The following is a 25,315-nucleotide window of genomic DNA, read 5'->3' on the forward strand; positions in this document are numbered from 1 at the left end:
AGAAGTGAAACACACCAGCGCCGATGGTAGTGTGGGGTCTCCCCATGCGAGAGTAGGTCACCGCCAGACTACAAATAGGAAGACCCCGGTGCTAACGCGCCGGGGTTTTTTTATATCTGGTGGTGACCTACTGAGAGTAGGGTGAAGCGGGTCCCTGGTAAAGCCAACGATTTGGCTTTACCCCGCTGAACAGGTTGAGCTCTGCGAAACCTTGTCCAGACTATTATTTTAAGAAGCCCTCAGCTTACGCTGGGGGCTTTTTTATGTCCGTCACAAAATACCTCGCTTCAGCAGCGGCTACGACCAAAGTCCAATTTCCCCTGTTAACAATCCCACTTACATTTGTTAGCGACCCAAAAACAATAATGTTGAACAACTGGAGGGGACGTTATGGCATTCGAAAGCGAATCTCATGCCAAAGCGTATTGGAAAGAAAACCTCAGCTTGATGCTCAAGCTGTTAGTTGTATGGTTTATCGTTTCCTATGGCTTTGGAATTATACTGGTGGACGTGCTTAACGAAATTACTTTCTTTGGCTTTAAGCTGGGATTTTGGTTTGCACAGCAAGGCTCCATTCTGACTTTCATCGTGCTCATCTTCATTTATGTGAAGGGCATGGCCGCGTTAGATAACAAATACAATGTACACGAGGACTAAGGCGCTATGGATATTCAAACGCTCACCTTTATAATCGTCGGCCTGACCTTCGCGCTATACATTGGTATCGCAATTTGGTCACGTGCTGGCTCAACGAATGATTTTTATGTAGCAAGCGGTGGTGTCAACCCGGTAATGAACGGGATGGCAACAGCTGCAGACTGGATGTCTGCTGCTTCTTTTATCTCAATGGCGGGTATCGTAGCCTTCGCTGGGTATGATGGTTCTGTTTACCTGATGGGCTGGACTGGTGGTTATGTCTTATTGGCCATGTGTCTTGCTCCTTACTTACGTAAGTTTGGTAAATTCACTGTGCCGGACTTTATTGGCGACCGCTACTACTCACAAACCGCTCGTACTATCGCAGTAATCTGCGCTATCTTAATCTGCTTTACTTACATTGCAGGACAAATGCGCGGTGTCGGTGTTGTATTTTCCCGCTTCCTGGAAGTCGATATTGCAACGGGTGTTATTATTGGCGCAATCATCGTTTTCTTCTACACCGTACTCGGTGGTATGAAGGGAATCACGTACACACAGGTTGCGCAATATGTTGTACTGATGTTTGCTTATGTTGTACCTGCTGTATTCATCTCGCTATTAATGACGGATCATTTCTTGCCCCAAACTGGCTTTGGCGCAACCATAGCTCAAGACGTTCCGGGCGGAGGAAGTTACCTGCTTGACCGGCTCGATGGACTGTCTCAGGAACTTGGTTTTGCCGCATATACAGAAGGTATGCGTAGTAAAGTCGATGTGTTTTTCATCACAGCTGCATTAATGGTTGGTACTGCTGGTTTGCCTCACGTTATTGTGCGCTTCTTCACCGTACCTAAGGTACGCGATGCGCGTCGCTCTGCGTTCTGGGCTCTGACCTTTATTTCTGTGGTTTACTTAACAGCGCCTGCTATTGCTGCGTTTGCCAAGGTCAACATGTTCAATACTATCAACGGTCCTGAATTAACGGGTGTTGAATATGAAAACGCACCAAGCTGGATTAAAAACTGGGAAAAAACCGGTCTGATCACTTGGGAAGATAAGAACGATGACGGCAAAATGTTCTATTCAGGTGATGAACGCAATGAAATGACTATTGACCGTGACATCATGGTTTTAGCTAACCCTGAGATTGCTGATTTGCCCGCCTGGGTCGTTGCACTTGTAGCTGCCGGTGGGGTAGCCGCTGCGCTCTCTACATCTGCAGGCTTGCTATTGGTTATTTCGACGTCAGTTTCGCATGACTTATTGAAACGAAATTTGGCACCGAATATCACGGATAGGCAGGAGCTTTTCTACGCCCGACTCGCAGCTGCGGTCGCGATAATTATCTCGGTTTACTTCGGTATCTATCCGCCCGGCTTCGTGGCGCAGGTGGTCGCCTTCGCGTTCGGCTTAGCCGCAGCGAGCTTCTTCCCTGCGATCATCATGGGTGTGTTCCATAAGCGTATGAACCGTGCAGGTGCAGTAGCTGGTATGGTTGTCGGTATACTGTTTACTTTCTGCTACATTGTTTACTTCAAGTTCGTCGCTCCGGAGCTAAATACTCAGGAAAACTGGTTATTCGGTATCTCGCCTGAGGGCATTGGTACTTTAGGTATGATAATCAACTTTGTTGTTGCGGTTGTTGTGCATAAATTTACTGGTGACGCCCCGGAAGATATTCAGGAGCTGGTTGAGTCCATTCGTTATCCGAAAGGATCGGGTGAAGCTCAGTCTCACTAAAGAGTAACATAATAGAGTTAAAGCCCAGCCCGAGTGCTGGGCTTTTTATTGACTAAGTTGTGTTAATACACAAAACTGAAGTCAGCTTTTACACATTGAGGTCAGCTCATGGAAGTAAATGCATTTCTAAAAGATTGCCCTCCATTTGATACGTTATCTGAAGAGCAGAGAAGTTGGGCGGTATCTCAATTGCAGTCCGTTTATATGAATGAAGAAAACTGCAATGAAATTATGAAAGACATGCGGCCTGCACTTTTTATAGTGCGCTCGGGAGTCTTTGATTTGCGAGGCGCCGATGGGCGGTTAATTGAGCGCCTGGAGAATGGTGATCTCTTTGGCTATCCGTCGTTGTTATCGGGTCGAGAAGTAGTAAATAAACTTAAAACAATAGAAGATGGCATTGTTTACGTTTTGCCTCAGTCTGCCTTCGATCGTCTTCGGAATGTGTCGAAACCCTTCGAACAGTACTTCATTCGCGCGCATGGACAACGCTTGCTAACAGAACAAAAAAGCGACGAAAATGATGAGCTTGACTGGAGTGAGCAAACGGTCGGTAGTGTCGTAACAATGCCCCCCGTTAGCTTAACCAGTGACACCTCTGTACAGGAAGCGGCAAAACTGATGTCCAGCAACGGTATATCCTCTGTACTGGTTGTAGATGATACCCAGCTTGTGGGAATTTTGACCGACAGAGATCTGAGAAACCGCGTTGTGGCAGAAGGCTTGCCGCTTGACGTTAGAGTTGCCGCAGTAATGACGCAATTACCTGAATCTGTTTATGAGAATCGCTCATTAATGGATGCGCTGACAACAATGACTTCCAGCAACATTCACCATCTGCCTGTGGTTAACGATCAAAATCAACCTGTAGGCATGGTGACCGCTACCGACCTAATCCGCCAGCAACGCAGTGATCCGGTGTTTCTCATCAGTGCCATTCGTAAAGCCGGTAGCAAAGAACAGTTAGTAGAAGAGGCTAGAAAGCTTCCGGACTACCTGCAAACTTTTGCCAGTCGCGTAAAACAAACCTCAATATTGGGTCGTCTTATGGCGTCGGTTACCGACGGTATGACACGCCAGCTTATACAGTTGTACGAGCAAGAAAATGGCGCTGCACCGGCTGCATACAGTTGGCTCGCATTTGGCTCGCAAGGAAGGGAAGACCAAACGTTAAGCTCGGACCAGGACAATGGCCTGTTATTAAGTAACGGTTTAACCGACAAACAAAAGGACTGGTTTGCCGGTTTGGGTGAGTATGTTTGTGAAGGGCTAAATGAATGCGGTATTCCCTCATGCCCGGGAAATATTATGGCATCTAACCCTGATTGTCGCGGTACAATAGATGAGTGGAAAAAACGTTTTACTAGCTGGATAGAAAGTCCGACACCTAAGGCTTTGATGTACTGCCAGATATTTTTTGACAGTCGTCCGGTGGTCGGTCCCGGTAAGTTTTACCAAGAGTATCGTAAGCAAATAGCTGATTTAGCCAGGAATGAAATGTTTTTAGGAAACTTAGCGATTTTAGTCAATAAAATAAGTGTTCCGCTTGGGCTTTTTAATCGGCTGCGTACAGAGGACACGGACGATGGCGATACTATTGATATTAAGCGCTACGGAATTGCACTTATTAATGATATTGCCCGCATTTATTCTCTGCAGGCAGGGCTGACATCGCCGAGTACGCCCGCTCGACTGGCAGCTTTAAAAGGTAGTAAGCTGCTAAACCGACGCGATAACCAGTCCCTGCTGGAAGCCTGGGAATTTCTGACTCAACTGAGGTTGAATCATCAACTAAAAGTCTGGGGAACAGATAAACCCAAAAACGCAATAGAGCCGGATGAGTTAAGTACCTTATCAAGGCGACAATTGAAAACCGCATTTAAGATAATTAAAGAAGCCCAACAGGGCGTAGGCCTAAAATTCAGTCGCCAGGGTTATTAGTTATGGGGCAATGGTTAGAGAAACTTGCTCATTGGTACGACCGCCGGCAAAAGCTAAAACGGCCCTGGCAAGAGTTGAGGTATGTTGCGCTGGATATCGAAAGTACCGGGCTGGATCCAAAGAAGCATCAAATACTGTCGATTGCGTGGATGACCATACACCCGCCAGTAATGCACTACGGCAATGCTCAATATCATGTTTTCGCTCACGGACAGGAGCTTGAATTAGGTCAAAGCCCGACTATCCACGGTTTAACCCAGCAAGACTTTCTGCATAGCTCCGAGCCCAGGCAAACGTTCGGCATGTTGAGTCGAGCTTTGAATGATGCCGTATTAGTTTGCCACCACAAAGGCATGGACTGGCGATTTTTGAAGTATATTGAAGCCGAGTATGGCACCCCTTTTAAACCGTTGGCAGTTTTTGACACCTTAGCTTTTGAAAAAAACAAACTTGAGCGTAACCCTCAGCAACCTATTCATGGTGGCCAACTAACGTTGAGTGCGTGTCGAAAGCGTTATAACTTACCTGACTATCATGCTCATCACGCACTAACAGATACCCAGGCATGTGCAGAGCTTTTTCTGGCACAGTGTTACTCAAATGGGAGTGCTAATAGACCAGCAACCTATTTGTTAAAGAAAGCGACTAATTAGGTATTTTAGATGTATTTAAAAACATGATATCGTGGGTATGTTACAAGATGTTACAAGGTTTAATAAAATGTTTTACTGCGTAATATTGTAACTATTGGAGATAATAAGTCTTAAAAACCCAGGGAAATACAATCATGAAAAATTCAATATTCAAAGTGAGTGTTGCAGCATCAGCTGTGGCTTTGACTTTAGGCAGTGCCGCACCGGCTCTTGCTGATGAGTCAAAAGGCTTTCTGCTTGGTAGTGCAGAAAACCAGGCTGGAGATGCAATTAATGATGTCCAAATTACCATAACGAATTTAGAAACAGGACTAACTCGTACCGTTACTACCAATGAAAACGGTAACTACCGCTTTCCTTTACTACCGCCCGGACAGTATTCTTTAAAAGCAACGAAGTCGGGTTACGGAGTGTTGGAAGAAGAAATGCTGCGTGTGCAAGTCGGTGGTCGTACCAATATCGATTTGACACTTGTTACCCAAGAACAAATGGAAACAATCCAGGTTACAGGCTCGGCTATTTCTTCTATTGACACTACATCGTCTGAATCTGAGCTCGTTATTGGCCAGGACTTTTTGAGCAAGGTTCCTGTCCCTCGTGATCTTTCTTCAGTTGCTTTGTTAGCACCGGGCACAACCCGTGGTGACTCAGCGTTTGGTAATCTGGCGTCATTTGGTGGAGCGTCAGTAGGTGAAAACGTTTATTACGTCAATGGCTTGAACGTAACGAACTTCCGTAATGGCCTTGGTGGTTCTGAGTTACCATTCGAAATGTACGAAACGTTTGAAGTAAAAACGGGTGGTTATTCTGCTGAATATGGACGCTCTACGGGTGGTGTCATAAACGCTACAACGAAATCCGGTTCGAATGAATTTAAAGCCGGAGCAAGTGCTTATTTTGAGCCATCTTCACTGCGTTCTGATAAACCAGATGTGATCCTGACTGACGAGGAGCAATTAGCCCGCAACGGTAGCCCTTACTATCAGTTAAATAGCAAAGATGAAATTGGTGAAAACAACTACAACGTTTGGGCAAGTGGCGCACTGGTCGAAGATAAATTGTTTTTCTTCGGTTTGGTTAACTTTAAAGATCGTGTAAGCGACTTTGCTACTGCAGGACAGTCCTACGAAAGAGATGCATCCGATGTCTTGTTTGCCGGTAAATTAGACTGGTATATTACCCAAAACCATATTATTGAATTTACGGGTTGGGACAACTCAAGTGAACTGGAATCCAGTAAGTACGCTTACAATGCCGAGCAAGACGCGCAAGGTGAATTGTACGGTGATTACGTATTAGACCGCGGCGGTAAGTCTTATTCGGCTCAATACACGGGTATTTTAACCGATGACTTAACGCTAAGTGTTTTATACGGCGTTAACGAAGCCACTTATACAAACCGTAACGCGAGCTCGGATACTGTTGCTATCTATGCAGACGGTTACTCTGGTCAGTTTACAAACTTTGGTTTAGCAACGCCTTCTGTTCAGGAAGATAAACGTACAGCTTATCGTGTTGATATCGATTGGTATGTCCATCCGGATCATACGATTCGTGCCGGTATTGACTATGAAGATATGGAAGCTTACGAAAAAACTGAGCGTGCTGGCGGTGTAGCTTACACTTACTATGGTTGTGACTCTTCAGGTTTCTCTGACGGTGATCTTGTCGGATGTACTTTGGTTGATGAAAACATTTACAGCAACGAAGGTAGCTTCGAGACTAAATCGAACGCATTTTACGTTCAGGATACCTGGTACGTAACAAACGACGTTGTTGCCCGCATTGGACTACGTAATGAGACATTTGAGAACTACAACAAAGCCGGTGAAAAGTTTGTTGATGTTTCTGATCAGTGGGCACCTCGCGTTGGTTTAAGCTGGGATATTAATGGTAATGGTGAGAGCAAGTTATTTGCTAACTATGGTCGTTACTTCCTGCCTGTTGCAACTAATACAAACGTTCGCCTTGCTGGTGACGAGTACTATGTTGTAAGCACCTATGAAGTTGCCGATATCAACGATGATAATACACCTGTCTTTGGTGACTTAGATGGCCGTTCTGTCTATGCTGACGGTACTCTGAAAGGCACTGGTGAAACAGTTAACGCTGATCTTGATCCTATGTACCAAGATGAATACATCCTGGGCTATGAAACCATGGTTTCTGAAAATTGGTCAGTAGGTGTTAAAGGTACGTATCGTGAGCTCGGCAGTTCGCTGGAGGATGTGGCGATCGATGCTGGCTTTAACGAATACCTGCAGGATGAGTTTGGTTCAGCTTGTACTATGTGTGCCAGTGGCTTCCACTATTATGTTCTTACCAACCCCGGTAATGACGTGACTATCACTACCGATCCGGATGGTGAGTCTGGTCCACTGGAAAATCAACAGTATACAATTCCGGGAAGCTACTTAGGCTACCCTGAATCTGAGCGTAAGTACGCAGCTGTTGATGTGACTGTTAAACGTCAGTTTGATGATAAATGGATGTTTGACGGTAGTTACACTTGGTCTCATAGTTGGGGAAATAACGAAGGTTTTGTTCGTTCAGATAATGGGCAGGATGATGCTGGACTGACAACGAACTTTGACCAACCAGGATTAACAGATGGTTCTTATGGTAACTTGCCAAATGACCGTCGTCATATGGTTAAGTTGCGCGGCTCATATGCACTTACAGATGCATTCAGCCTGGGAGCTAACTTTAGCTGGGAATCTGGTCGTCCGGTTAATGCCTTCGGTTACCACCCTACGGACACTTATGCTTCGCTGTACGGTGCAGAGTCTTTTGTTAAGGATGGCGAAATAGCGCCACGAGGTTCACAAGGTCGTACAGATAGCCAGTGGCGTTTAGACTTGACTGCTCGTTATAACATGATGATCGGTGATACGGATGTAACCTTCCGTGCAGATGTCTTCAATGTGTTTAACAATGACACTGCAACTGAAGTTAATGAAGTATCAGAACGTTTCGCAGGTTATGAAGCGGTTGATTATGGCTACGGTCTTATTGCCCGAGGCCAGGAAAATGAGCTTTACGGCTTGCCAACTAACTTCCAGACTCCACGCTATGTGCGTTTGAGTGCAGAAGTTAAGTTCTAAAGTAAAGCAATAGAACTGGAACGTTCAAGCCGGGAACTCTCTGATTCCCGGCTTTTTTGTCTGTCATTTATAATAGGGGAAAACTGTGGAAGTTATGGCGTTTTTGTCGGATATTCAGGAGTCGATGAAAGCTCGACGGAGAACCGAAACGGTTGAAAAAATTCGGCATGCAATAGAAAAGAAATTCCCTCTTAAAACGCATTGGTTAATGTTAGCCAAAATGAGTTTAGGGTTGCGGGAAATCGCTTTAGCTACTGAGTGTGTCGATGTCATGCGAGAACAGACGCAAAGAACAGTTACGACAGATATCCAGCGAGCGGGTGTATATGCAGAAGCGGGATACCTTCAGAAGGCACTGGCAACAGCGGAGCCGTTAACTCTTCAGCAACCTGATAACCCCTCAATAATGCACCTATGTGGCACTGTCCGGGCACAGTTGGGAGATTTTTCGCTAGCAGACCGATATCTCAGAAAGGTTGTCGGGTTAGCTCCCCACCTCGGAATTAGTTGGTTAACTTTAGCGTCTTTTACTGATTTCTCAGAAGATATTGAGCTGTTTCAAGAGTTGCTGGGTGTTGCTGATAAATATTCGGAAGATGATCCTATTAACTGGATGCACTATCACTACGCTTTAGGAAAAGCGTTAACCGACAGAGAACGTTTAGAAGACGCGGTTAAGGCCTACGAAAAAGGGGCTAACTTAATGGCTCAACAGTCTAAGTATAAGGCTGCATTTGATAAGCGGTTTGTTACCGACTTACAGACCTATTTTAGCAAACAGGGAATGAAGGCTGTACCCGAGTCGCGGGTTAAATATAACCGGGCGATTGCAATTCTTGGTTTACCAAGAAGCGGAACCACGCTTTTGGGACAGATACTGAGTAATCATAGTGCAGTAGTCGGTGCCGGAGAGACTGGGGCGTTTGGACAAGCGTGTGCTCATTTATCGCCACAGGACACCATGAATTTCCCTGCTTTTATGGGGCGCCACGGTGACGCTCAGGCTGGGATAGACATGATAACCGAAACTTACCAGGAACTTACCGATGTTCGTTATCCGGGCTCAGGTTACGTTGTCGATAAAAGTCTTAACTTGAACCGGTTGTTCGGTATTTGGGCGAAAGCCGTGCCACAAGGCAAAGCAATTTATATAAGGCGCAAACCTGAACATATTGCATGGTCTTGCTATAAAACCGCGTTTCGTGGAGGTGCTGACTGGAGCTGGTCTAAAGAGTCTATTAAAGCATACATAGAGAATGAAATAAGCCTCCTGACTCACTGGGAGAAGTGTTTCCCTGATCGTATATTGACCATAAGTTATGAGGATCTTGTAACAAAAACGAACAACGTTATGAATAGAGTGTATGAGCATATTGGACTGGAGCCTGAAAAGTCTTCATATTCGCCTAAAGGAAGTCGCAATCCTGTTTTGACGTCCAGCCTGGGTCAGGTTAGTGCAGATGTTAATGATGAAAGCATCAAACGTGCGAAAGCGGCAGAACCTATTTTTAATACTGTATTTTAAAGCCTTTACAATCCTGAAACACCTGTTAAAACAATTGAAACTATTGTTATTTTTTTTAATAAAAGAGTTTTAATAATAATCTATTAGGCTGTTTTTTAGGCGAACGATTCCTAAGGTTAAAGAAAAGAACTGAACTCCTATTGAAATGAAATCCCTGCGGCGTTAAAAGGTTGTAACCGAAAACACGATGCACCTTCCAAAAACGATAAGTGCGTCGTCGGTTTCATGTTGCTTTCGCCAATCAAGCAACTAAAAAATAATGTTCCAGGGAGTAATTTCAATGAACAATAGTACTTTTCGTAAAAGCTTAACGGCTGCAGCTATTGCAACCACATTAGGCTTTCCGGCACTAGTTGCTGCGCAAGAAGCAGGAGCTAACGATGTCGAGCGTATTCAGGTAACGGGTTCGCGTATTAAACGCACCGACACTGAAACTGCAAGCCCAATCACAGTTTTTGATTCAGAAGCAATCGAAAACTCAGGCTTCACCAGCATGGAAAAGTTCATCCATAACATTCCTTCCATGAATGGTGGTTACAACGGCTCAAACACAAACAATGGCTCTGTTGGTTATGCTTCAGCTAACTTACGTGGTCTGGGTTCAGCTCGTACGCTGATCTTGATCAACGGCCGTCGTTACGCTTCAGGTGATTTAAACTCAATCCCGATGGCTTACATTGAGCGTGTTGAAGTATTACGTGACGGCGCATCAACCATTTATGGTTCTGATGCTATCGCCGGTGTAATCAACTTTATCACCAAGAAAGATTTTGAAGGTGCGGAGTTCTCAGCTCAGTACGACTTAACCGGTGAAGGCGACGGCGAAACGACTAAAGTTTCAGGTGTTATAGGCGCTACCAGCGACAAAGGCAATGTAACTTTAGCGCTTGAGTACCAAAACCGTAATCCAATCTGGCAGGGCGACCGCGACTTTTCTCGTTACCCTCTGAGTGAGTCAGGTGGCGAAATCGTACGTGGTGGTTCTTCAACTATTCCTTACGGTAACTGGTCTGCAGCTGATGAAGACTCTCAGTATAACTCAGGCAACGCAGGTACGAGCTTTGTCGTAGACCCTAACACTGGCGAAATTCGTCCGTATGATGGTCAGCAAGACGCTTACAACTTTGCTCCTGCAAGCTACATGGTGACTCCGCAGGACATCTTCTCAATTAATGCGTCTGCAAACTACGAGTTAACTCGTGACCTTTCAGCATTTATGGAAGGTGGTTTCACTAACCGTCAGTCTGACCAGCTAATGGCTGCAGAAGGTACTTTCTGGGGACCAACAGTTGCTGGTGATCATCCTGACAACCCAATTGGTGAAGACCTTTACATCTACCGCCGTCTTGCCGAAACTGGCGGACGTTCATTTACTCAGGATTTCTCTGACTACCGCATGGTATTCGGACTGGAAGGTTACCTGGATAACGGTTGGTCATGGGACATCTCATACAACTACGCTCGCTATGTTGACAGCCGTGTAGAGTATGGTCGTTCAAACCCAGAGCGTATCGGTAACTTGTTAGATCCAACACTGTGTGACGCAGATGAAGAGTGTCCAGGCCTATGGAACCCGTTCCAGGAAGGTACTTTCACACAAGAATTCCAGGACTACGCAACAATTCCTAACTCGCCAGTTGATCGTGCGACGACAAAACAGTTAATGGCTAACTTAACTGGTGACACTGGTTCATTTGGCTTACCTGCAGGTCCAGTTTCATGGGCTGTCGGCGTTGAGAAGCGCTGGGAAGAATATCAGAACCAACCAGATGGCGGCGCAATCTTAGGTCAAATCTACAGCGTTGCAGCAGAGCCAACTGAGGGTTCTTACGACGTTCAGGAAGCTTACATGGAAATTAATGCTCCATTGTTAGCTGGTATGCCTGGTGTAGAGCGCCTTGATTTGTCTGCGGCAGTCCGTCGTTCTGATTATGACTTCCTTAAAGCACAAACTACCACTAAATTCGGTTTAGAGTACGTACCAACTACAGGTACATTGGTCCGTGCAACCTTTGCAGAAGGCTTCCGCGCCCCAGGTATTGGTGATTTGTACTCACCACAAGTTGAGTCAAATATCAGCTACACAGATCCATGTACCGACTACGGTACAGGTAGCCAGAGCCAGACAGTTAAAGACAACTGTGCAGCCGAAGGCCTGCCTGGCGACTTTAGTCTGGACAACAACCAGTCATCAACACTGGTAGGTGGTAACCCGGATCTGAAACCTGAAACCTCTGAAAGCTTCACTTTAGGTGTTGTTTATCAGCCAGAGTTCATCGAGAACTTCAGCGTTGCAGTTGATTACTACGATATCGAAATTGAAGATGGTTTAGGTGCGCCAAGTACTTCCGCTATCATCTCTGAGTGTTACAACAGTGAAAACTTCTCAGCGAATTCTTGTGACCTGATTTTAGGTCCGGAAGCTGTAGGTCGTCCTGGTTACTCAGGTTCTGAGTTCCGTGACTCTCAAGGTTACATGGCTGGTATTCTTGCCGGTACTGCAAACATCTCAACGTTCACAACTTCAGGTTTTGACTTCGATGTGAAATGGGCAACTGACCTGGGTGACGGCATGTTCAACCTGCGTGTTGACGGTACTGTACTCGATGAGTACAAATACCTAGCGCAAGAAGGTGCGGAAACTCTTGAGTTGGCTGGAAAATTCGGTGCAGACACCAACTTCGGTGGTCGTGTAGCGGCATTCCCAGAGTTGCGTACAAACCTGACTATGGGTTACCAAATTGGTGACTTCGACTGGAGCTGGATCACTCGCTACCAGGATGGCGTAACTGACATCAACTACGATGTGGATGATCTGTCAAGCGAAGTAGGAAGCTACGTATATCATGACGTACAAATGAACTACTTCTTCAGCGAAACAACCACCTTTACTCTTGGTGCGCGTAACGTGTTTGATAAGCAGCCTCCATACGTTACTAACAATAACGATATGAATACTTTGAACTCTTCTTATGACACTGCTGGTCAATACTGGTATGGTCGTATCAGCATGAAGTTCTAAGGCCTGACAACGTTAGTTGTTTAAAAACCCAGCTTCGGCTGGGTTTTTTTATGGCAGAATAAGAGAGTGTTATTATGATTCGGCTAAGACAAAACTAACAATAAGGGAAGGAAATGACGCAAAGTAATCCGTGGAGTTATTTTTGGCAAAAGGGTGCCAAGGCGAGTTTTTTAGATGACAGCTCACGTTTACCCGCTTACCAAATGCGAAAGTTTTGGTTTGAACGCATGGATGAAAACGACGTGAAACAGCCTATTGTGGACATCGGTACCGGTAATGGCATTGTTGTTCAATGGTTAAACGAGTATGCAAAAGAAAAAAGCAAGAAACTTGATGTGCAGGGCATCGATTCTGCTCAGCTGAACCCACCTGATACGGAGTTAAAACTTCAGGGGGATATGCCTTACGAGAGTTTCCAGCTACCTTCAAATAAAAAAGTGGGCACCTTGGTTTCTCACTACGGGCTGGAATACGGCAATATGGCTGACGGTTTGAAGAACCTTAATGCTCAGCTAAAACGTGGAGGCATGTTAATTGCGCTGGTTCACTCAAAAGAGTCTGTTATCTATAAGAAGAGTGAAGCAATTTATGATTTAATGCCTTCAGTGATTAAGCAACTTAAAAAATCAGTGGTGCCGCTTCAGGAGTCGTTGCTGAAGCACGGCCCTAAAAACTTACCGCGTTCTGCTTTGCAGGCACAACAAATACTCAATCAGTTTGTTCGCAAGCATGAGCGCAATCCATCATTTCATGCCATGAATTTTGTGCCGGCGACTAAGCACCTGTTAAATGCGGCAGCAGAAGGTAAAGACGCAGAGTCGCGCCAGGTTCTTAACGGTTACATGGATTCATTAAATGCACACAAAGCACGAACCAAAACCTTACTGAAAGCAACTGAACAGTTAGGTGATATGGACGAAACAAAAAAGCAGTTTGAGGCTGCAGGCTTTAAAAAGGTTACAGTGCAACAGGTACAGTTTCCTGAGAGTGGTGTGTTTGGGAATTGTGTCATTGCTTTTAAGTGAATCTCTTTGTTTATAGTGCAGGCCACTTTTGTGGCCTTGTTAACACTCTTTGCAACAAAGCCAACAAAATTAGAACGAAAAGTTTACAAGCCATTAACTTCCTGTTAAATTTTAAGCAGCTTCTATTAAAGAAGCGGCATAATAAAAACGTTCCAGGGAGTTTTTACTCATGAAAAATATGACATTTCGAAAAAGCTTAACGGCTGCAGCAGTTGCTGCGTCTTTAGGCTTTCCTGCATTAGCAGTTGCACAAGACAATCAAAATGACACTGATACGGCTGCAGAAGAAGTAGAGCGTATTCAGGTTACAGGTTCTCGTATTAAGCGTACGGACTTAGAAACTGCATCTCCTGTAGAGATGGTTTCTTCTGAAGAAGTTAAAGCATCTGGTTTTACCCGTGTGGAAGACTTGATGGCAACTTTACCGCAGCTAGAAACAGCGACACAGAACTCGTTTGTTGCTAACGGTGCAGCGGGTGTTGCAAACCTTGACTTACGTGGTTTGGGCGCTAACCGTACTTTGGTACTGGTAAACGGTCGTCGTTTACAGCCAGGTGGTGTTTATTCACAGGCTGCTGACGTTAACCAAATCCCAACCGCTCTTATCGAGCGTGTTGAAGTATTAACCGGTGGTGGTTCTTCTACTTACGGTTCTGATGCTGTTGCCGGTGTTGTTAACTTCGTAATGAAGAAAGACATCGAAGGTTTTGAAGTAACTTTAGGTACTTCAGGCTACCAGCACGATAACAGCAATAGCTACATGCAAGGCTTGATGGATGAAGCTGGTTACGACTACCCAGAAGGCGGTTCAGGCATTGACGGTAAAACTTACACCGTAGATGTTACTGGCGGCAGCATGTTCGCTGGTGGTAAAGGTAGTGCAAGTTTTTATGCAACTTTCCGTACTAACGAAGAATTGTTGCAGGCTGAGCGTGACTACTCTTCTTGTGCTCTAAACGGCGCTGGTACTAGCTGTGGTGGTTCTGCAACCGCTCCAGTTCCTAACTTCTTTATTTCACCAATTGAAGGTGGTTCACCAAACTTCGATGAAGAAGTATTCTGGTCATTGACAGAAGACGGCAGCTTTGCACCGTTCAGTGACAACGTATATAACTATGCGCCAATCAACCACTTCATGCGTCCTAATGACCGTTACACTTTCGGTTCATTCGTAAACTATGAAGCAAATGATCACTTCCGTCCTTATTTAGAAACCAGCTATATGCATGACCGTACTGCTGGTCAAATCGCACAGTCTGGTGTTTTCTTCCAGAACTTCGCGTTTGACGTAGACAGCGACGTATTCAGCGATACTCAGCGTCAGCAGTTCCGCGACCAGTTCGGCGCAGATACTGACCAGATTATGGCTTATATTGGTAAGCGTAACGTTGAAGGCGGTCCTCGTATTAATAACCTTGAGCACAACTCTTACCGTATCGTTACTGGTGCTACCGGTGAGCTGAGTGCTATGTGGGAATACGATGTGTCCTTCCAGTATGGCTCAACTCAGTCATCATCTGTTTACATCAACGACTTCTACGTACCACGTATGCCTCAAGTACTGGGTGCTGCGGGCGCAGATGAGTGTGGTGAAGACTGTATTCCTTATGAAGTATTCAAGTATCAAGGTGTAACGGCAGAAGCAGCTGATGCCTTAGGTGGTACAGCTATCCTGACCGGTTTAACTACACAGCGCATTATTAACGCGTTTGTAACTGGTGAAACTGGTTTCAGCATGCCTTCATCTAACTACAATGTTGCGGCGGTATTTGGTGTTGAAAACCGTGAAGTTGACTTCGAACGTGTTGCTGATGAAGTTTATCAACTGGGTGCTCTTTCAGGCCAGGGTGGTCCAACTGACAGCTTAATTGGTGGTTACAACGTTTCTGAAGTATTCACAGAAATTAACGTACCGTTAGTTGAAGACGCTAGCTGGGCAAACAACCTACAGGTTGACTTAGGCTACCGCTACTCTGACTACAGTTCATCTGGTGGTGAGCCGGCGTACAAACTTGGCTTAGACTGGCAGGTTAACGACGACTACAAAATTCGTGGTACATACAACCGTGCAGTTCGTGCGCCAAACGTTGCAGAACTTTTCGCAACTCAAGGTTTAGGTCTGTGGGCTGGTGTTGACCCGTGTGCTGGTGACAGCCCTGAGTATACTCAGGAGCAATGTGCTAATACTGGTGTAAGCTCAGGTCAGTACGGTAACGTATCTGCTAACCCTGCGGGTCAGTACAACGCTATCTTTGGTGGTAACCCAGACTTGCAACCAGAGCTTGCGGATACTATGACTTTCGGTATCGTGGGTAACCCAACTGATAACTTCAACTTCTCAATCGACTACTGGAACATTGAGATGGAAGACCGTATTGGTACAATTTCACCTGAACTTATTATCCGTCAGTGTGCGGAAACTGGTGAAGCACAATGGTGTGACGCGATTACTCGTAGCCCATCAGGCGACGTATGGCGTGGTACAGACGGTTATATTAGCGCAACCAGCGTTAACTTGGCTGAATCTACCAACACTGGTATCGATACCAACATTAACTACAACACCGAAATTGGTGGTGGTCAGTTAGCTGTTAGCTTGACTGGTACGTACTACATGACTAAAGAAACCACAACGGTTCCTGGTCTTGCTGGTACTACAATCGACTGTGCTGGCGTAATCAGCTCAGACTGTTTCCCACAAGCTGAATGGCGCCATTCAATGAACTTCACATACAGTACTGGTGACTGGTGGAGTGTAGGCGCTAAATGGCGTTACCTTGGTTCAGTTGACTATGATGGAGAAACTGACGAGCTAATCGGCGACGGTTTAGGTTCTACTAGCTACATCGATCTGAACGCAAACTTCGACGTTACAGAAAACGTTTCTGTACTGTTGGGTATGAACAACGCGTTAGATAAAGAACCTACCATTGTTGGTGACGTTAACAGCCTGAACGGTAACACTATTGCTGGTTACCACGATGCGCTAGGACGTTATGTATTCGGTAGCGTAACTTTCCGCTTCTAAGAAACTATCGCTTAGGCGAATACAGTTCTTAAAAATAAAGGCGACCCTCGGGTCGCCTTTTTACCTTCTGTTTCTCTTAAGTTTATCTACTCACACAAGGAGAAAGTTGTGTTATTGTAAAAACATTGTCAAAAAGTTGTATGTTATTACTATGTCTCAACTCGCCCAACAGTTCCAAAAAGCCGTTAATGCTTTACAGCAAAATGATTTTATTCAAGCTGAAAAAATTGCCAGTCAGTTAAATCAGCAGGCTCCTAACCATCCGGATATTCTGCATTTATTGGCTCTTGCAACTAAGCAAAGAGAGCCTGATAAAGGCGCTGACTATTTTGAACGCAGCTTAAAAGCCAACCCGAAGCAACCTAGTGTTTTGTCGAACTACGCTAACTTTTTACAGAGTAGTCAGCAGTTAATGGCAGCAAAGCAGAATTATACTAAAGCTTTGCAAATAAACCCGAAACTGCCGGACGCCTGGTACAATTTGGCATCGCTCCACTACCAGTCGAGAGATTACCTAGCGGCTATAGAAGCGGCGACTAAGGCGCTACAGCAAAAGCCGGACTTCAAAAATGCGGTAATTCTTAAGGCGCGTTCTGAGCTCGACTATAAGTTGTTTGATAAAACAGAAGAGACACTTGCAAAAGCGCTCCAGCAATGGCCTCAGGAGCCGTCGTTATTGTTTAATCTAGCTTTGGTCTATCGTTATACCGAGCGCACGGAGTCAGCTCGCGAAATTTTAGAACAACTGGGTGGAAAATTTGACGAAGCGCAACGGCAGTTTCAACTGGGTTGTCTTGCTTATGATGACAACGACTTTGAACAGGCGGAGCAACTGCTACTGAAAACCATAGGGCTTAAAAACGATTTTGTTCCGGCGCACGAGGCTATTAATAAGCTTTACTGGGAGCACGACCATCAAGATCAGTTTTTGGCCTCCTTCCGGGAGTCGTTAAAAACTCAGCCCGATTCCTTGCCATTAGCTTATGCGTATCTGGCTCACTTACTTCGCTCCCAACAATATGAGCAAGCAGACTCAGAGATCGAAATATTCCTTGAACGCTTCGGGGGTGTGCACAGTTTGCTGCATATGAAGGGTACTCAGTGCTTGCGTAAAGGTGATGTTGAAGAAGCGTCGACTCTGTTTGATAAAGTGTTGGAGCAGCAACCCAGGCATCCACGCTACTTGATTGATAAGGCCAATGTTTTGCTTAGGCAGAAGGCGTACGATAAGGCTTTTCAATTGTTAGATCGTGCCCACGGGAATCAGCCACTTAACCAGGAGATACATGCCTATAAAGGCTTGTGTATGAAGCTGAGCGGTAAAGAGCAAGAGGAGAAATACCTTAATAATTACGATGACTATGTGAAAGTAGGTTATTTACCTGCGCCCGATGGTTATGATTCTTTAGAAGAATTCTGGCCCATTTTAGTTAAGCGGGTTCAGGCGCTTCATAGAACCCAGCACCAGCCGTTAGATCAGTCCGTATGCAAAGGCACGCAAACGGTGGGCTCATTGCTCTCAATGGACGACCCGGTTATTCAGGCTTATAAACAGAGCTTAGAGAAGTTTATTAACGATTACCTGGCACAACTTCCGGATGATAATAAGCATCCGGTCACTTCCCGATATAAAAGCGGGTACCATTTTAGCGGAAGCTGGTCAGTTAAGTTGTTTAAACAAGGCTTTCATACCAACCATGTTCACCCCGAGGGTTGGCTTTCAATGTGCACATATTTGAGCATTCCTGAGCAAGTAAAAGAAGACGACCCTGAACATAAAGGTTGGATCAAATTTGGGCAGACATCGCTCAACTTAGGTGAGCAAGACACTATCGATAAGAGCGTTTGTCCCAAGCCTGGTATGTGTATTATTTTTCCCAGTTATTGCTGGCATGGCACGGTACCCTTTGATACCGACGAAGAGCGGATCACCATCCCCTGTGATATTTTTCCGTCTTAGACGAATGAAATTTATACAACTTGATTGTTTTTGTTTCTTTCTTTAGGAAAGGCATTTTGGTGTTGTTACAACAACTGATTAATAGTTATGAGCTTTGTCAATAATATCAATGACTTCATTTATGAGGGTAGCTAGCTATAACCTTTTGGGATTAACTGTTATAGCCTTATAAGCTCCGTAAAATTTACAGCTGAATTTAACTTTTTCTGTTAACAATATGTTGCCATTGTTTTCATTTTGTGGTCTTCTTTACATTCCGCTTTAATAAAAAATTTACTTGCAGCGGCTTTAAAAAATTATACAACTAGATAATAAGAAAACTCAGGGAGACTAAACATGACAGAACAGTCATTGTTGGCACGTTCCATCAAAACTATTTTGATGGCAGGTGTAGGTTCGGCATTTTTAGCCGGGCCGGCTTTAGCTCAAGATCAAGAAAATGTTGAGCGTGAAGCTATGCAAGTTGCTGAAGAGCAAAATGCTCAGGAAGAACAACCAGAACGCATCCAGGTTACGGGATCACGTATCCGTAGTGACGCGTTTGCTAACGAAACTCCTATCGACATTATTTCTGCTGACGAAGCGACCGAGCAAGGCTTGGCCACTTTAGGTGACTTGCTGCGTACTAGTACAATTGCGGCGGGTTCAAGTCAGATTACTTCTGCTTTATCAGTAGGTTATGTAACCTCCGGTGGTGCCGGCGCAGAAACTATTTCAATGCGTGGCTTAGGTGCTAATCGTACGTTGGTTCTTTTAAATGGCCGTCGTGCAGGACCTGCCGGTACTCGTGGACAAGTTTCAGCGTTTGATATGAACGCGTTGCCAATTTCGGCAATTGAGCGTGTTGAAGTTCTTAAAGATGGTGCATCATCACTTTACGGTTCTGACGCTGTTGCGGGTGTTATTAACATTATCACTAAGAAAGGTGATGATAAGTCAGTTACGGTTGATCTTAGCCAACCATTTGAATCAGGTGGCGAACGTCAACGTATCAATGCGTCAATTGGCGAAAGCTTTGATAAAGGTTCTTTCCGCGTTGTTTTAGACTATAACGTTCAACAAGAACTAAAACGTGGTGATCGTGATTTCTACCGCTGTTCTGAACGTTACTTATTTAACCCTGATGGTGAGCGCGCTGATCCAATTGATCCTCGCACTGGAAATTATCACTGTAATGATACCCCTTATGGTTTGTGGCTATATCCTGCAGGAGCCTCTAATATTCCTGGCGGTGCTTATGCACAGTATGACTATTCAGGTTTCTTAGGTGAAAACGGTTATGAAAGCATCAACGATACTTGGTCTGGTGCGGGTGATCTTCGAGGACCGAATGATTTTTACTTCGTTGGATACGATAAAGAAACTGATGGTTTGTGGGATAAGCAACATCCTTTCACAGATAAAGAAAGCATGGTTCCTGAAACTAAGACAGCTTCGGTTTTCTTACAAGGGGATTATAGTTTAAGCGATACTTTGACTGCATACGGTGAACTTCTTCATAGCTCTCGTGAGACAGAAACTCAAGGTTATCGTCAATTCTGGACGGCCGATGTAGGTGTTCTTCCTGCCGCTAACGTTGGTTGGGAAGGTGATGCGTTTATTTTCCCTGTCCACTTGACAGATCATTATGGCTCTGACGTTGAAGTTGATTACACACGTTTTGTAGCTGGCCTTGAAGGCAGTATTGGCTTCTGGGATTGGGACGTCTCTTACCAGAACAGCTATAACAGCGGTAAGTACGGCAATAAAGTTATCTTCCGTGACTCAATGGTAATGGCGCAAGTAAATGCTGCTAACGGAGTCTCCTGTAACGGTGAAGTGACTGCCATTTCAGGTAAAGAGTGTGTTGATGTTCCTTGGGGAGACGCACAGCTTGCTTATGGCAACCCTACGGATGAAGTTCGTAACTTCTTATTCGGTTATGAGCAAGGTGAGACGGTCTACAAGCAACAGACATTAGAAGGTTACATAACTGGTGACCTGTTTACTTTACCAGCAGGCCCTGTTGGGGCTGCATTTGGTGCCTCTTACCAGTATGATGAAATTGATGATCAGCCAGGTGTACATAGTGCAAATGGAAACTCTTGGGGCCTAAGTAGTGCAAGTCGTACAGCTGGTGACCAGAATTCACGCGCAATCTTTGGTGAAGTTCGGGTGCCTGTAGTCGCGGATGTTGCTTTTGCTCAGCGTGTTGATGTAACTGGTTCTGCTCGTTGGACTGATGTTTCTACGTATGGTAGCGATACAACCTTTAAGTTAGGCTTAAACTGGGAAATTAATGATGACTGGCGTTTACGTGCATCGCGCGGCACATCATTCCGTTCTCCAGCGCTATTCGAACTGTATTTAGCAGAGCAGTCTGGCTTCGGTGGTCAGATGGGTATTGATCCATGCTACAACTATGGAGCTCGCTATGATGAAGGTAACGTTTCAGAGCAGGTCTATCAGAACTGTCAGTCTGATGGAATCCCGCTTGATTACGATGGAACTGGAACGAGTTCTGCAACTATCATAACTTCAGGTGGCGAAGGTAATCTGGAAGCAGAAACCTCAGTTGCTGAAGGTCTTGGTTTAGTTTGGACTAGTCCTGAAGACACTTTTGCTGCGTCTGTCGATTATTACGACGTTCAAATTGACGGACAGATCGCATCTTTAAGTGGCGCGCAGATTGTGAGCAACTGCTATACTTCGGAAGACTTCCCGAACGACCCACTTTGTAACTTGTTCAGCCGTAATGATGGTACTAACGGTGACTACGGTATCGATGTGGTGAACAGCGGTTACGTTAACGTTGCTAGTCAAAGAACTCGAGGTGTTGATCTTAAATTGACTTACCAAGATCAGTTCGATTTTGGTAATATTCGAGTGAACTTGGAGCATACAAACCAAATTGAGCGTAGCTATCAATTATTTCCTGATAGCGAGCCGCTTCAATACATCGGTGAAATCGGTGATCCCAAGCACGTTGGTTTGTTAACAACAACCTTCTCTCGTGACGACTGGAGCTTGACTTGGACTGCACGTTATGTCGATAAAACTAACGATTATGAGTATTTCGATGATACCAACGAAACAACTTATCGTGGTGAAGATGTAACTTTCGTAGCTGAAACTCCAACGACTTTCTATCATACGTTATCAGGAAACATGACGTTTGCTGACTCGTTCGATGTGACTGTTGGTGTAGCAAACGTGTTCGATAAAGAGCCACCAATTGTTTCTCCGGCATATGTACGTGCTGTTGGTAATGCAACTTTATATTCGCAATATGACAACTTAGGTCGTCGCTTATTCGCGAGCATTACTTACAACTTCTAAGTCTTAACACTCGAACCTGGAACGTAGAGTGTTAAAAAGAGAAGCATCAAAGCCCTTCACGTGTGAGGGGCTTTTTTCTTTGGGTTCAGCTTTAAGAGTTTAGCTATGAAAAAAATACTATGCTTATTGCTTTGTCTAGCGCCCCTTCAGGCTATTTCAGGGACTCCTGAAAAAAGTGTTCTGGAGGACTATGCAAAGCATGCTCAATTTATGAATATCAAAATATCTCCACAGGGTAACTATTTAGCCGCAACATCTCGCACCCAGGACGGTAGTATTAACTTAACCGTATTAGACATTAATAATCAGGAAGTTTTGTCTGTTACTCAGGGGCGCGGAAAGGAGTCGGTTAGCGACTTTAACTGGGTCAGCGACGAACGTTTAGTGATGTCTATGGCTCGAGAAGTCGGCTCTTACGAAACTCCTTTTGCCACGGGTGAAATTTTCGCTATGAATGCGGATGGCGGTAATCAAAAAATCTTGACAGGCTGGCGCTCCGATGGACTTAAGCAATTCGCACAGATTATTGACTTATTGCCTGAAGAGTCCGACCAGGTGATGATTTACTCAACTTCAAATAATGCGAGCGAGCCTTATGTTGATATCTATCGCTTAAAGGTTGACAGCGGACGGGTAAAATCAGAAGGCCGGATACCGGTTCGCCGTTACAAAGGCACAAATGTTCGTGTTTATCTGGATGACAATGGTATCACCCGCCTTGCTACAGGCGAAGAGCCACATAACACCAACGAAAAAGTCATTATGACCCGCCCGGGCGCAAATAAAGAATGGAAGGAAGTTGCTCGTTTTGGCCAAAAAGAGGGTAATTTTCTCCCAATTGATATTTTGCCTGACGGTAAAACAGCTGTGGGTTTAAGTGATGTTGTGACGGACACGAATGCCCTTACAACAATGAATCTGGCGACAGGTGAAATTAGCGTAATGGCTGAACACCCCGAAACCGATCTTTCGCCAATAATGAGCATTCGCAATGGTCGCGCAAATGAGGTTATTGGTGCAGCTTATGAATACGATAATATAGACACTGTCTTTTTTACCGATATCGAGGATGAATACTTCGCGAAAGTTGTACAGAGTCTGACAAACGCATTTCCTAATGCGAGTGTGAATATAAACTCGGCAACTTTAGATAACTCTAAAATTGTTTTGTCTGTTTCATCAGCTAATCATCCGAGAGAGTTTTACTTATTTGATGCAGAAAAGCGCGCGTTGTCTTTGATCATCAAGTCAAAGCCATGGCTTGATAAAGAAGAGATACCGCAGACTGAGATCATCAGTTATAAAACCCGCGACGGACTGACAATAAAAGCATTACTGACTCTGCCAAAGGGCCAAAAGGCAGAAGATTTGCCCTTAATCCTGCTTCCTCATGGCGGCCCTCATGGACCTAGGGATTCTCTGACAGCACTTAACCCTGACGCTAAAGTACTTGCTGAGCATGGTTATGCGGTACTACAGCCAAACTTCCGGGGCTCAGGTGGTTATGGGCGTGAATTTCTCCAGTCGGGCTATAAAAACTGGGGGACGACCATGATTAACGACATGACAGACGGTGTCATGCACGTTGTAGAAGAGGGCATTGTCGATAAGGATCGGATGTGTGTGTACGGTGCTTCTTACGGTGGTTATGCTGCTTTGATGACCGTGATACGCGAACCCGATTTATACAAGTGCACTATTGGTTTTGTTGGCGTTTATGATCTGAATATGATGTTTAAAGAAGGTGACATACCTGAGACAGAATCTGGCTTAAACTACCTGGACATGGCTTTACCTAATACGGAAGAAGAGCGTAACGCTCAGTCTCCGGTTCATTTGGTTAATAAGTTAAAAGTACCTGTATTTATCATTCAGGGCGGTAAAGATGTTCGTGTTCCACCAAAGCAGGCGTATGCATTACGTGATGCTTTGGAAGAGCGTGATCACCCGTATGAGTGGATGTTTAAAGACAGCGAAGGGCATGGCTTTTATAAGCCGGAAAACAACATCGAGCGTTGGACTCGGATGTTGACCTTCCTTGATAAACACATTGGTGAATAGTCACTGTAATAACCAGAGCGGTATAGAGTACCGCTCTGGATTATATCTAAACCTTAGCTAAAACTGGCCGATAACAAAGCATGAACTGAATTAACTAAGGTGAGTGTTATGGTTTATCGGCTTCTCGCTAGTATTGCGCTTGGCACGCTGTTTTTATTTTTTCCGAGCAGTGCTCAGGCCCATGTCTCAAACCCACACGAGACTATTGCAGATGATTTGGCGGCCCAGTTAGCGGACCAACTGGACGCTGACATTAAAGCCTACCCAATGTCTCAACTTGGTATTACTCGCTTGGTTTTAGCCGAAACACTTGAACAACCTGAGCATGGCGACTCTCTCTATCAGTTAAGTCATCAGTTGAGTGAGGGGCTATATGCGCATCTTGAAGAGCGCGACATACTGTTAGTTGAGTTCAGAGCACAAGACTATATCAGCATAAGTGAAAGTGGGGCTCTGGCATTAAGCAGAGACGCCGAGGCACTAAATCAGAACCCTAACTTAGACTGGGTGCTGGTGGGAACGCTCTCACGTAAAGACAGTGGTGCTATGGTCAACCTGCGTATCATTGACCGCAGAAATCAGCAGGTTTTGGCTGCTGCGAACCGTTACGTTCCTAAGCATTTATATTGGCCTAACAAACAGTCTGAAATGGTCAATGGCCGTTTGCAGCGCAACTAAGAGGTTTTGATAATGAAAGTATTTTTAACAACATTACTCACACTTACTTTATCAACAGCCTGCACTGTTTTACCGGCTAAGCAGCCAGTTGCGCATGATAACGCCGAAGAAAAGAGCTCTGATGTTTACCAGCAACCGGGCAGTGCCAAGTTTACCGCAGAGCTTGCGCAGCAATTAGTAGACAACGCCAGTATTAAACTGGAAGAAGCACGGGTTGGTGTTACGCACTTGGTTGGCGTTACCAGCCAGTATGATGAGAGCTCAGCTTTGAGTCAGGTATTGTCAGAACAGCTGATGCTGGAACTGCATCGCCGTAACTGGAATGTTATGGATTTTAAAACAACGGACTTTATACGCGTTACCAGTAACGGTGATTTTGCGCTAAGTCGGGATTATCTGGAACTGGACGAGATCATGCCAATTTCTCATGTTGTGGTGGGGACTTTATCCAGACATCGTGACGGTATAATGGTTAACACGCGTTTAGTCGACATTAACTCTAAAAAAGTTGCTAGCGTTGCCCAGGTGTTTTTACCTGAATCTGCTGTACGACAGTTAGATGAAAATGATGGTCAGCCGCTACTTAGAAAAGCGCCATAGAAGTCATTGAGCCTGTCGGTT

At 45.0% G+C, this 25,315-nt stretch carries 14 protein-coding genes; all 14 read left to right on the forward strand.

Annotated features, from left to right (window positions below):
* Nucleotides 1–390: 390 nt before the first annotated feature.
* The 14 genes from ACP7FG_RS10395 (at nucleotide 391) to ACP7FG_RS10460 (ending at nucleotide 25,294) form a co-directional block, all read left to right on the forward strand.
* Complete coding sequence (locus tag ACP7FG_RS10395; RefSeq protein WP_054491183.1) at nucleotides 391–657, forward strand: DUF4212 domain-containing protein; 267 nt, start codon at nucleotides 391–393, stop codon at nucleotides 655–657.
* Between the two features lie 6 nt (nucleotides 658–663).
* Nucleotides 664–2,379, forward strand: a complete 1,716-nt coding sequence (locus tag ACP7FG_RS10400; protein ID WP_199494990.1) for a sodium:solute symporter family protein — start codon at nucleotides 664–666, stop codon at nucleotides 2,377–2,379.
* 108 nt (nucleotides 2,380–2,487) lie between these two features.
* Nucleotides 2,488–4,320 carry a DUF294 nucleotidyltransferase-like domain-containing protein gene (locus tag ACP7FG_RS10405; RefSeq protein WP_439226327.1) on the forward strand — a complete coding sequence of 611 codons (1,833 nt, stop codon included), beginning with the start codon at nucleotides 2,488–2,490 and terminating at the stop codon, nucleotides 4,318–4,320.
* Nucleotides 4,321–4,322: 2 nt separating this feature from the next.
* Nucleotides 4,323–4,973 (forward strand): 3'-5' exonuclease, encoded by a 651-nt coding sequence (locus ACP7FG_RS10410; RefSeq protein WP_439226328.1) that lies wholly within the window; start codon nucleotides 4,323–4,325, stop codon nucleotides 4,971–4,973.
* A gap of 134 nt (nucleotides 4,974–5,107) precedes the next feature.
* Nucleotides 5,108–8,077, forward strand: a complete 2,970-nt coding sequence (locus ACP7FG_RS10415) for a TonB-dependent receptor (protein WP_439226329.1) — start codon at nucleotides 5,108–5,110, stop codon at nucleotides 8,075–8,077.
* Nucleotides 8,078–8,171: 94 nt separating this feature from the next.
* On the forward strand, nucleotides 8,172–9,602 hold the full coding sequence (locus tag ACP7FG_RS10420; protein ID WP_439226383.1) for a tetratricopeptide repeat-containing sulfotransferase family protein: 1,431 nt from the start codon (nucleotides 8,172–8,174) through the stop codon (nucleotides 9,600–9,602).
* 280 nt (nucleotides 9,603–9,882) lie between these two features.
* Entirely contained in the window at nucleotides 9,883–12,624 is a 2,742-nt protein-coding gene (locus tag ACP7FG_RS10425) for a TonB-dependent receptor plug domain-containing protein (RefSeq protein WP_439226330.1), read from the forward strand.
* Nucleotides 12,625–12,737: 113 nt separating this feature from the next.
* The gene (locus ACP7FG_RS10430; RefSeq protein WP_439226331.1) at nucleotides 12,738–13,649 is read left to right on the forward strand and encodes an SAM-dependent methyltransferase; all 912 of its coding nucleotides are present in this window, start codon (nucleotides 12,738–12,740) and stop codon (nucleotides 13,647–13,649) included.
* 169 nt (nucleotides 13,650–13,818) lie between these two features.
* Nucleotides 13,819–16,677, forward strand: a complete 2,859-nt coding sequence (locus ACP7FG_RS10435) for a TonB-dependent receptor domain-containing protein (protein ID WP_199494997.1) — start codon at nucleotides 13,819–13,821, stop codon at nucleotides 16,675–16,677.
* Between the two features lie 151 nt (nucleotides 16,678–16,828).
* On the forward strand, nucleotides 16,829–18,637 hold the full coding sequence (locus ACP7FG_RS10440) for a tetratricopeptide repeat protein (RefSeq protein ID WP_439226332.1): 1,809 nt from the start codon (nucleotides 16,829–16,831) through the stop codon (nucleotides 18,635–18,637).
* A 336-nt stretch (nucleotides 18,638–18,973) separates the two neighbouring features.
* The gene (locus ACP7FG_RS10445; protein ID WP_439226333.1) at nucleotides 18,974–21,955 is read left to right on the forward strand and encodes a TonB-dependent receptor plug domain-containing protein; all 2,982 of its coding nucleotides are present in this window, start codon (nucleotides 18,974–18,976) and stop codon (nucleotides 21,953–21,955) included.
* A gap of 105 nt (nucleotides 21,956–22,060) precedes the next feature.
* Entirely contained in the window at nucleotides 22,061–24,016 is a 1,956-nt protein-coding gene (locus tag ACP7FG_RS10450) for a prolyl oligopeptidase family serine peptidase (RefSeq protein WP_439226334.1), read from the forward strand.
* A 108-nt stretch (nucleotides 24,017–24,124) separates the two neighbouring features.
* Nucleotides 24,125–24,694 (forward strand): FlgO family outer membrane protein, encoded by a 570-nt coding sequence (locus tag ACP7FG_RS10455; protein WP_439226335.1) that lies wholly within the window; start codon nucleotides 24,125–24,127, stop codon nucleotides 24,692–24,694.
* Nucleotides 24,695–24,706: 12 nt separating this feature from the next.
* Nucleotides 24,707–25,294, forward strand: a complete 588-nt coding sequence (locus ACP7FG_RS10460) for a FlgO family outer membrane protein (protein WP_439226336.1) — start codon at nucleotides 24,707–24,709, stop codon at nucleotides 25,292–25,294.
* Nucleotides 25,295–25,315: the final 21 nt, after the last annotated feature.

It is taken from the genome of Idiomarina sp. ST10R2A5, assembly GCF_051842325.1.
Lineage (GTDB): Bacteria > Pseudomonadota > Gammaproteobacteria > Enterobacterales > Alteromonadaceae > Idiomarina > Idiomarina abyssalis.

Bases quoted from the DNA above. Each gene is read 5' to 3' on its own strand.
- ACP7FG_RS10395 (WP_054491183.1), top strand. From the start codon at position 391: ATGGCATTCGAAAGCGAATCTCATGCCAAAGCGTATTGGAAAGAAAAC.
- ACP7FG_RS10400 (WP_199494990.1), top strand. From the start codon at position 664: ATGGATATTCAAACGCTCACCTTTATAATCGTCGGCCTGACCTTCGCG.
- ACP7FG_RS10405 (WP_439226327.1), top strand. From the start codon at position 2,488: ATGGAAGTAAATGCATTTCTAAAAGATTGCCCTCCATTTGATACGTTA.
- ACP7FG_RS10410 (WP_439226328.1), top strand. From the start codon at position 4,323: ATGGGGCAATGGTTAGAGAAACTTGCTCATTGGTACGACCGCCGGCAA.
- ACP7FG_RS10415 (WP_439226329.1), top strand. From the start codon at position 5,108: ATGAAAAATTCAATATTCAAAGTGAGTGTTGCAGCATCAGCTGTGGCT.
- ACP7FG_RS10420 (WP_439226383.1), top strand. From the start codon at position 8,172: ATGGCGTTTTTGTCGGATATTCAGGAGTCGATGAAAGCTCGACGGAGA.
- ACP7FG_RS10425 (WP_439226330.1), top strand. From the start codon at position 9,883: ATGAACAATAGTACTTTTCGTAAAAGCTTAACGGCTGCAGCTATTGCA.
- ACP7FG_RS10430 (WP_439226331.1), top strand. From the start codon at position 12,738: ATGACGCAAAGTAATCCGTGGAGTTATTTTTGGCAAAAGGGTGCCAAG.
- ACP7FG_RS10435 (WP_199494997.1), top strand. From the start codon at position 13,819: ATGAAAAATATGACATTTCGAAAAAGCTTAACGGCTGCAGCAGTTGCT.
- ACP7FG_RS10440 (WP_439226332.1), top strand. From the start codon at position 16,829: ATGTCTCAACTCGCCCAACAGTTCCAAAAAGCCGTTAATGCTTTACAG.
- ACP7FG_RS10445 (WP_439226333.1), top strand. From the start codon at position 18,974: ATGACAGAACAGTCATTGTTGGCACGTTCCATCAAAACTATTTTGATG.
- ACP7FG_RS10450 (WP_439226334.1), top strand. From the start codon at position 22,061: ATGAAAAAAATACTATGCTTATTGCTTTGTCTAGCGCCCCTTCAGGCT.
- ACP7FG_RS10455 (WP_439226335.1), top strand. From the start codon at position 24,125: ATGGTTTATCGGCTTCTCGCTAGTATTGCGCTTGGCACGCTGTTTTTA.
- ACP7FG_RS10460 (WP_439226336.1), top strand. From the start codon at position 24,707: ATGAAAGTATTTTTAACAACATTACTCACACTTACTTTATCAACAGCC.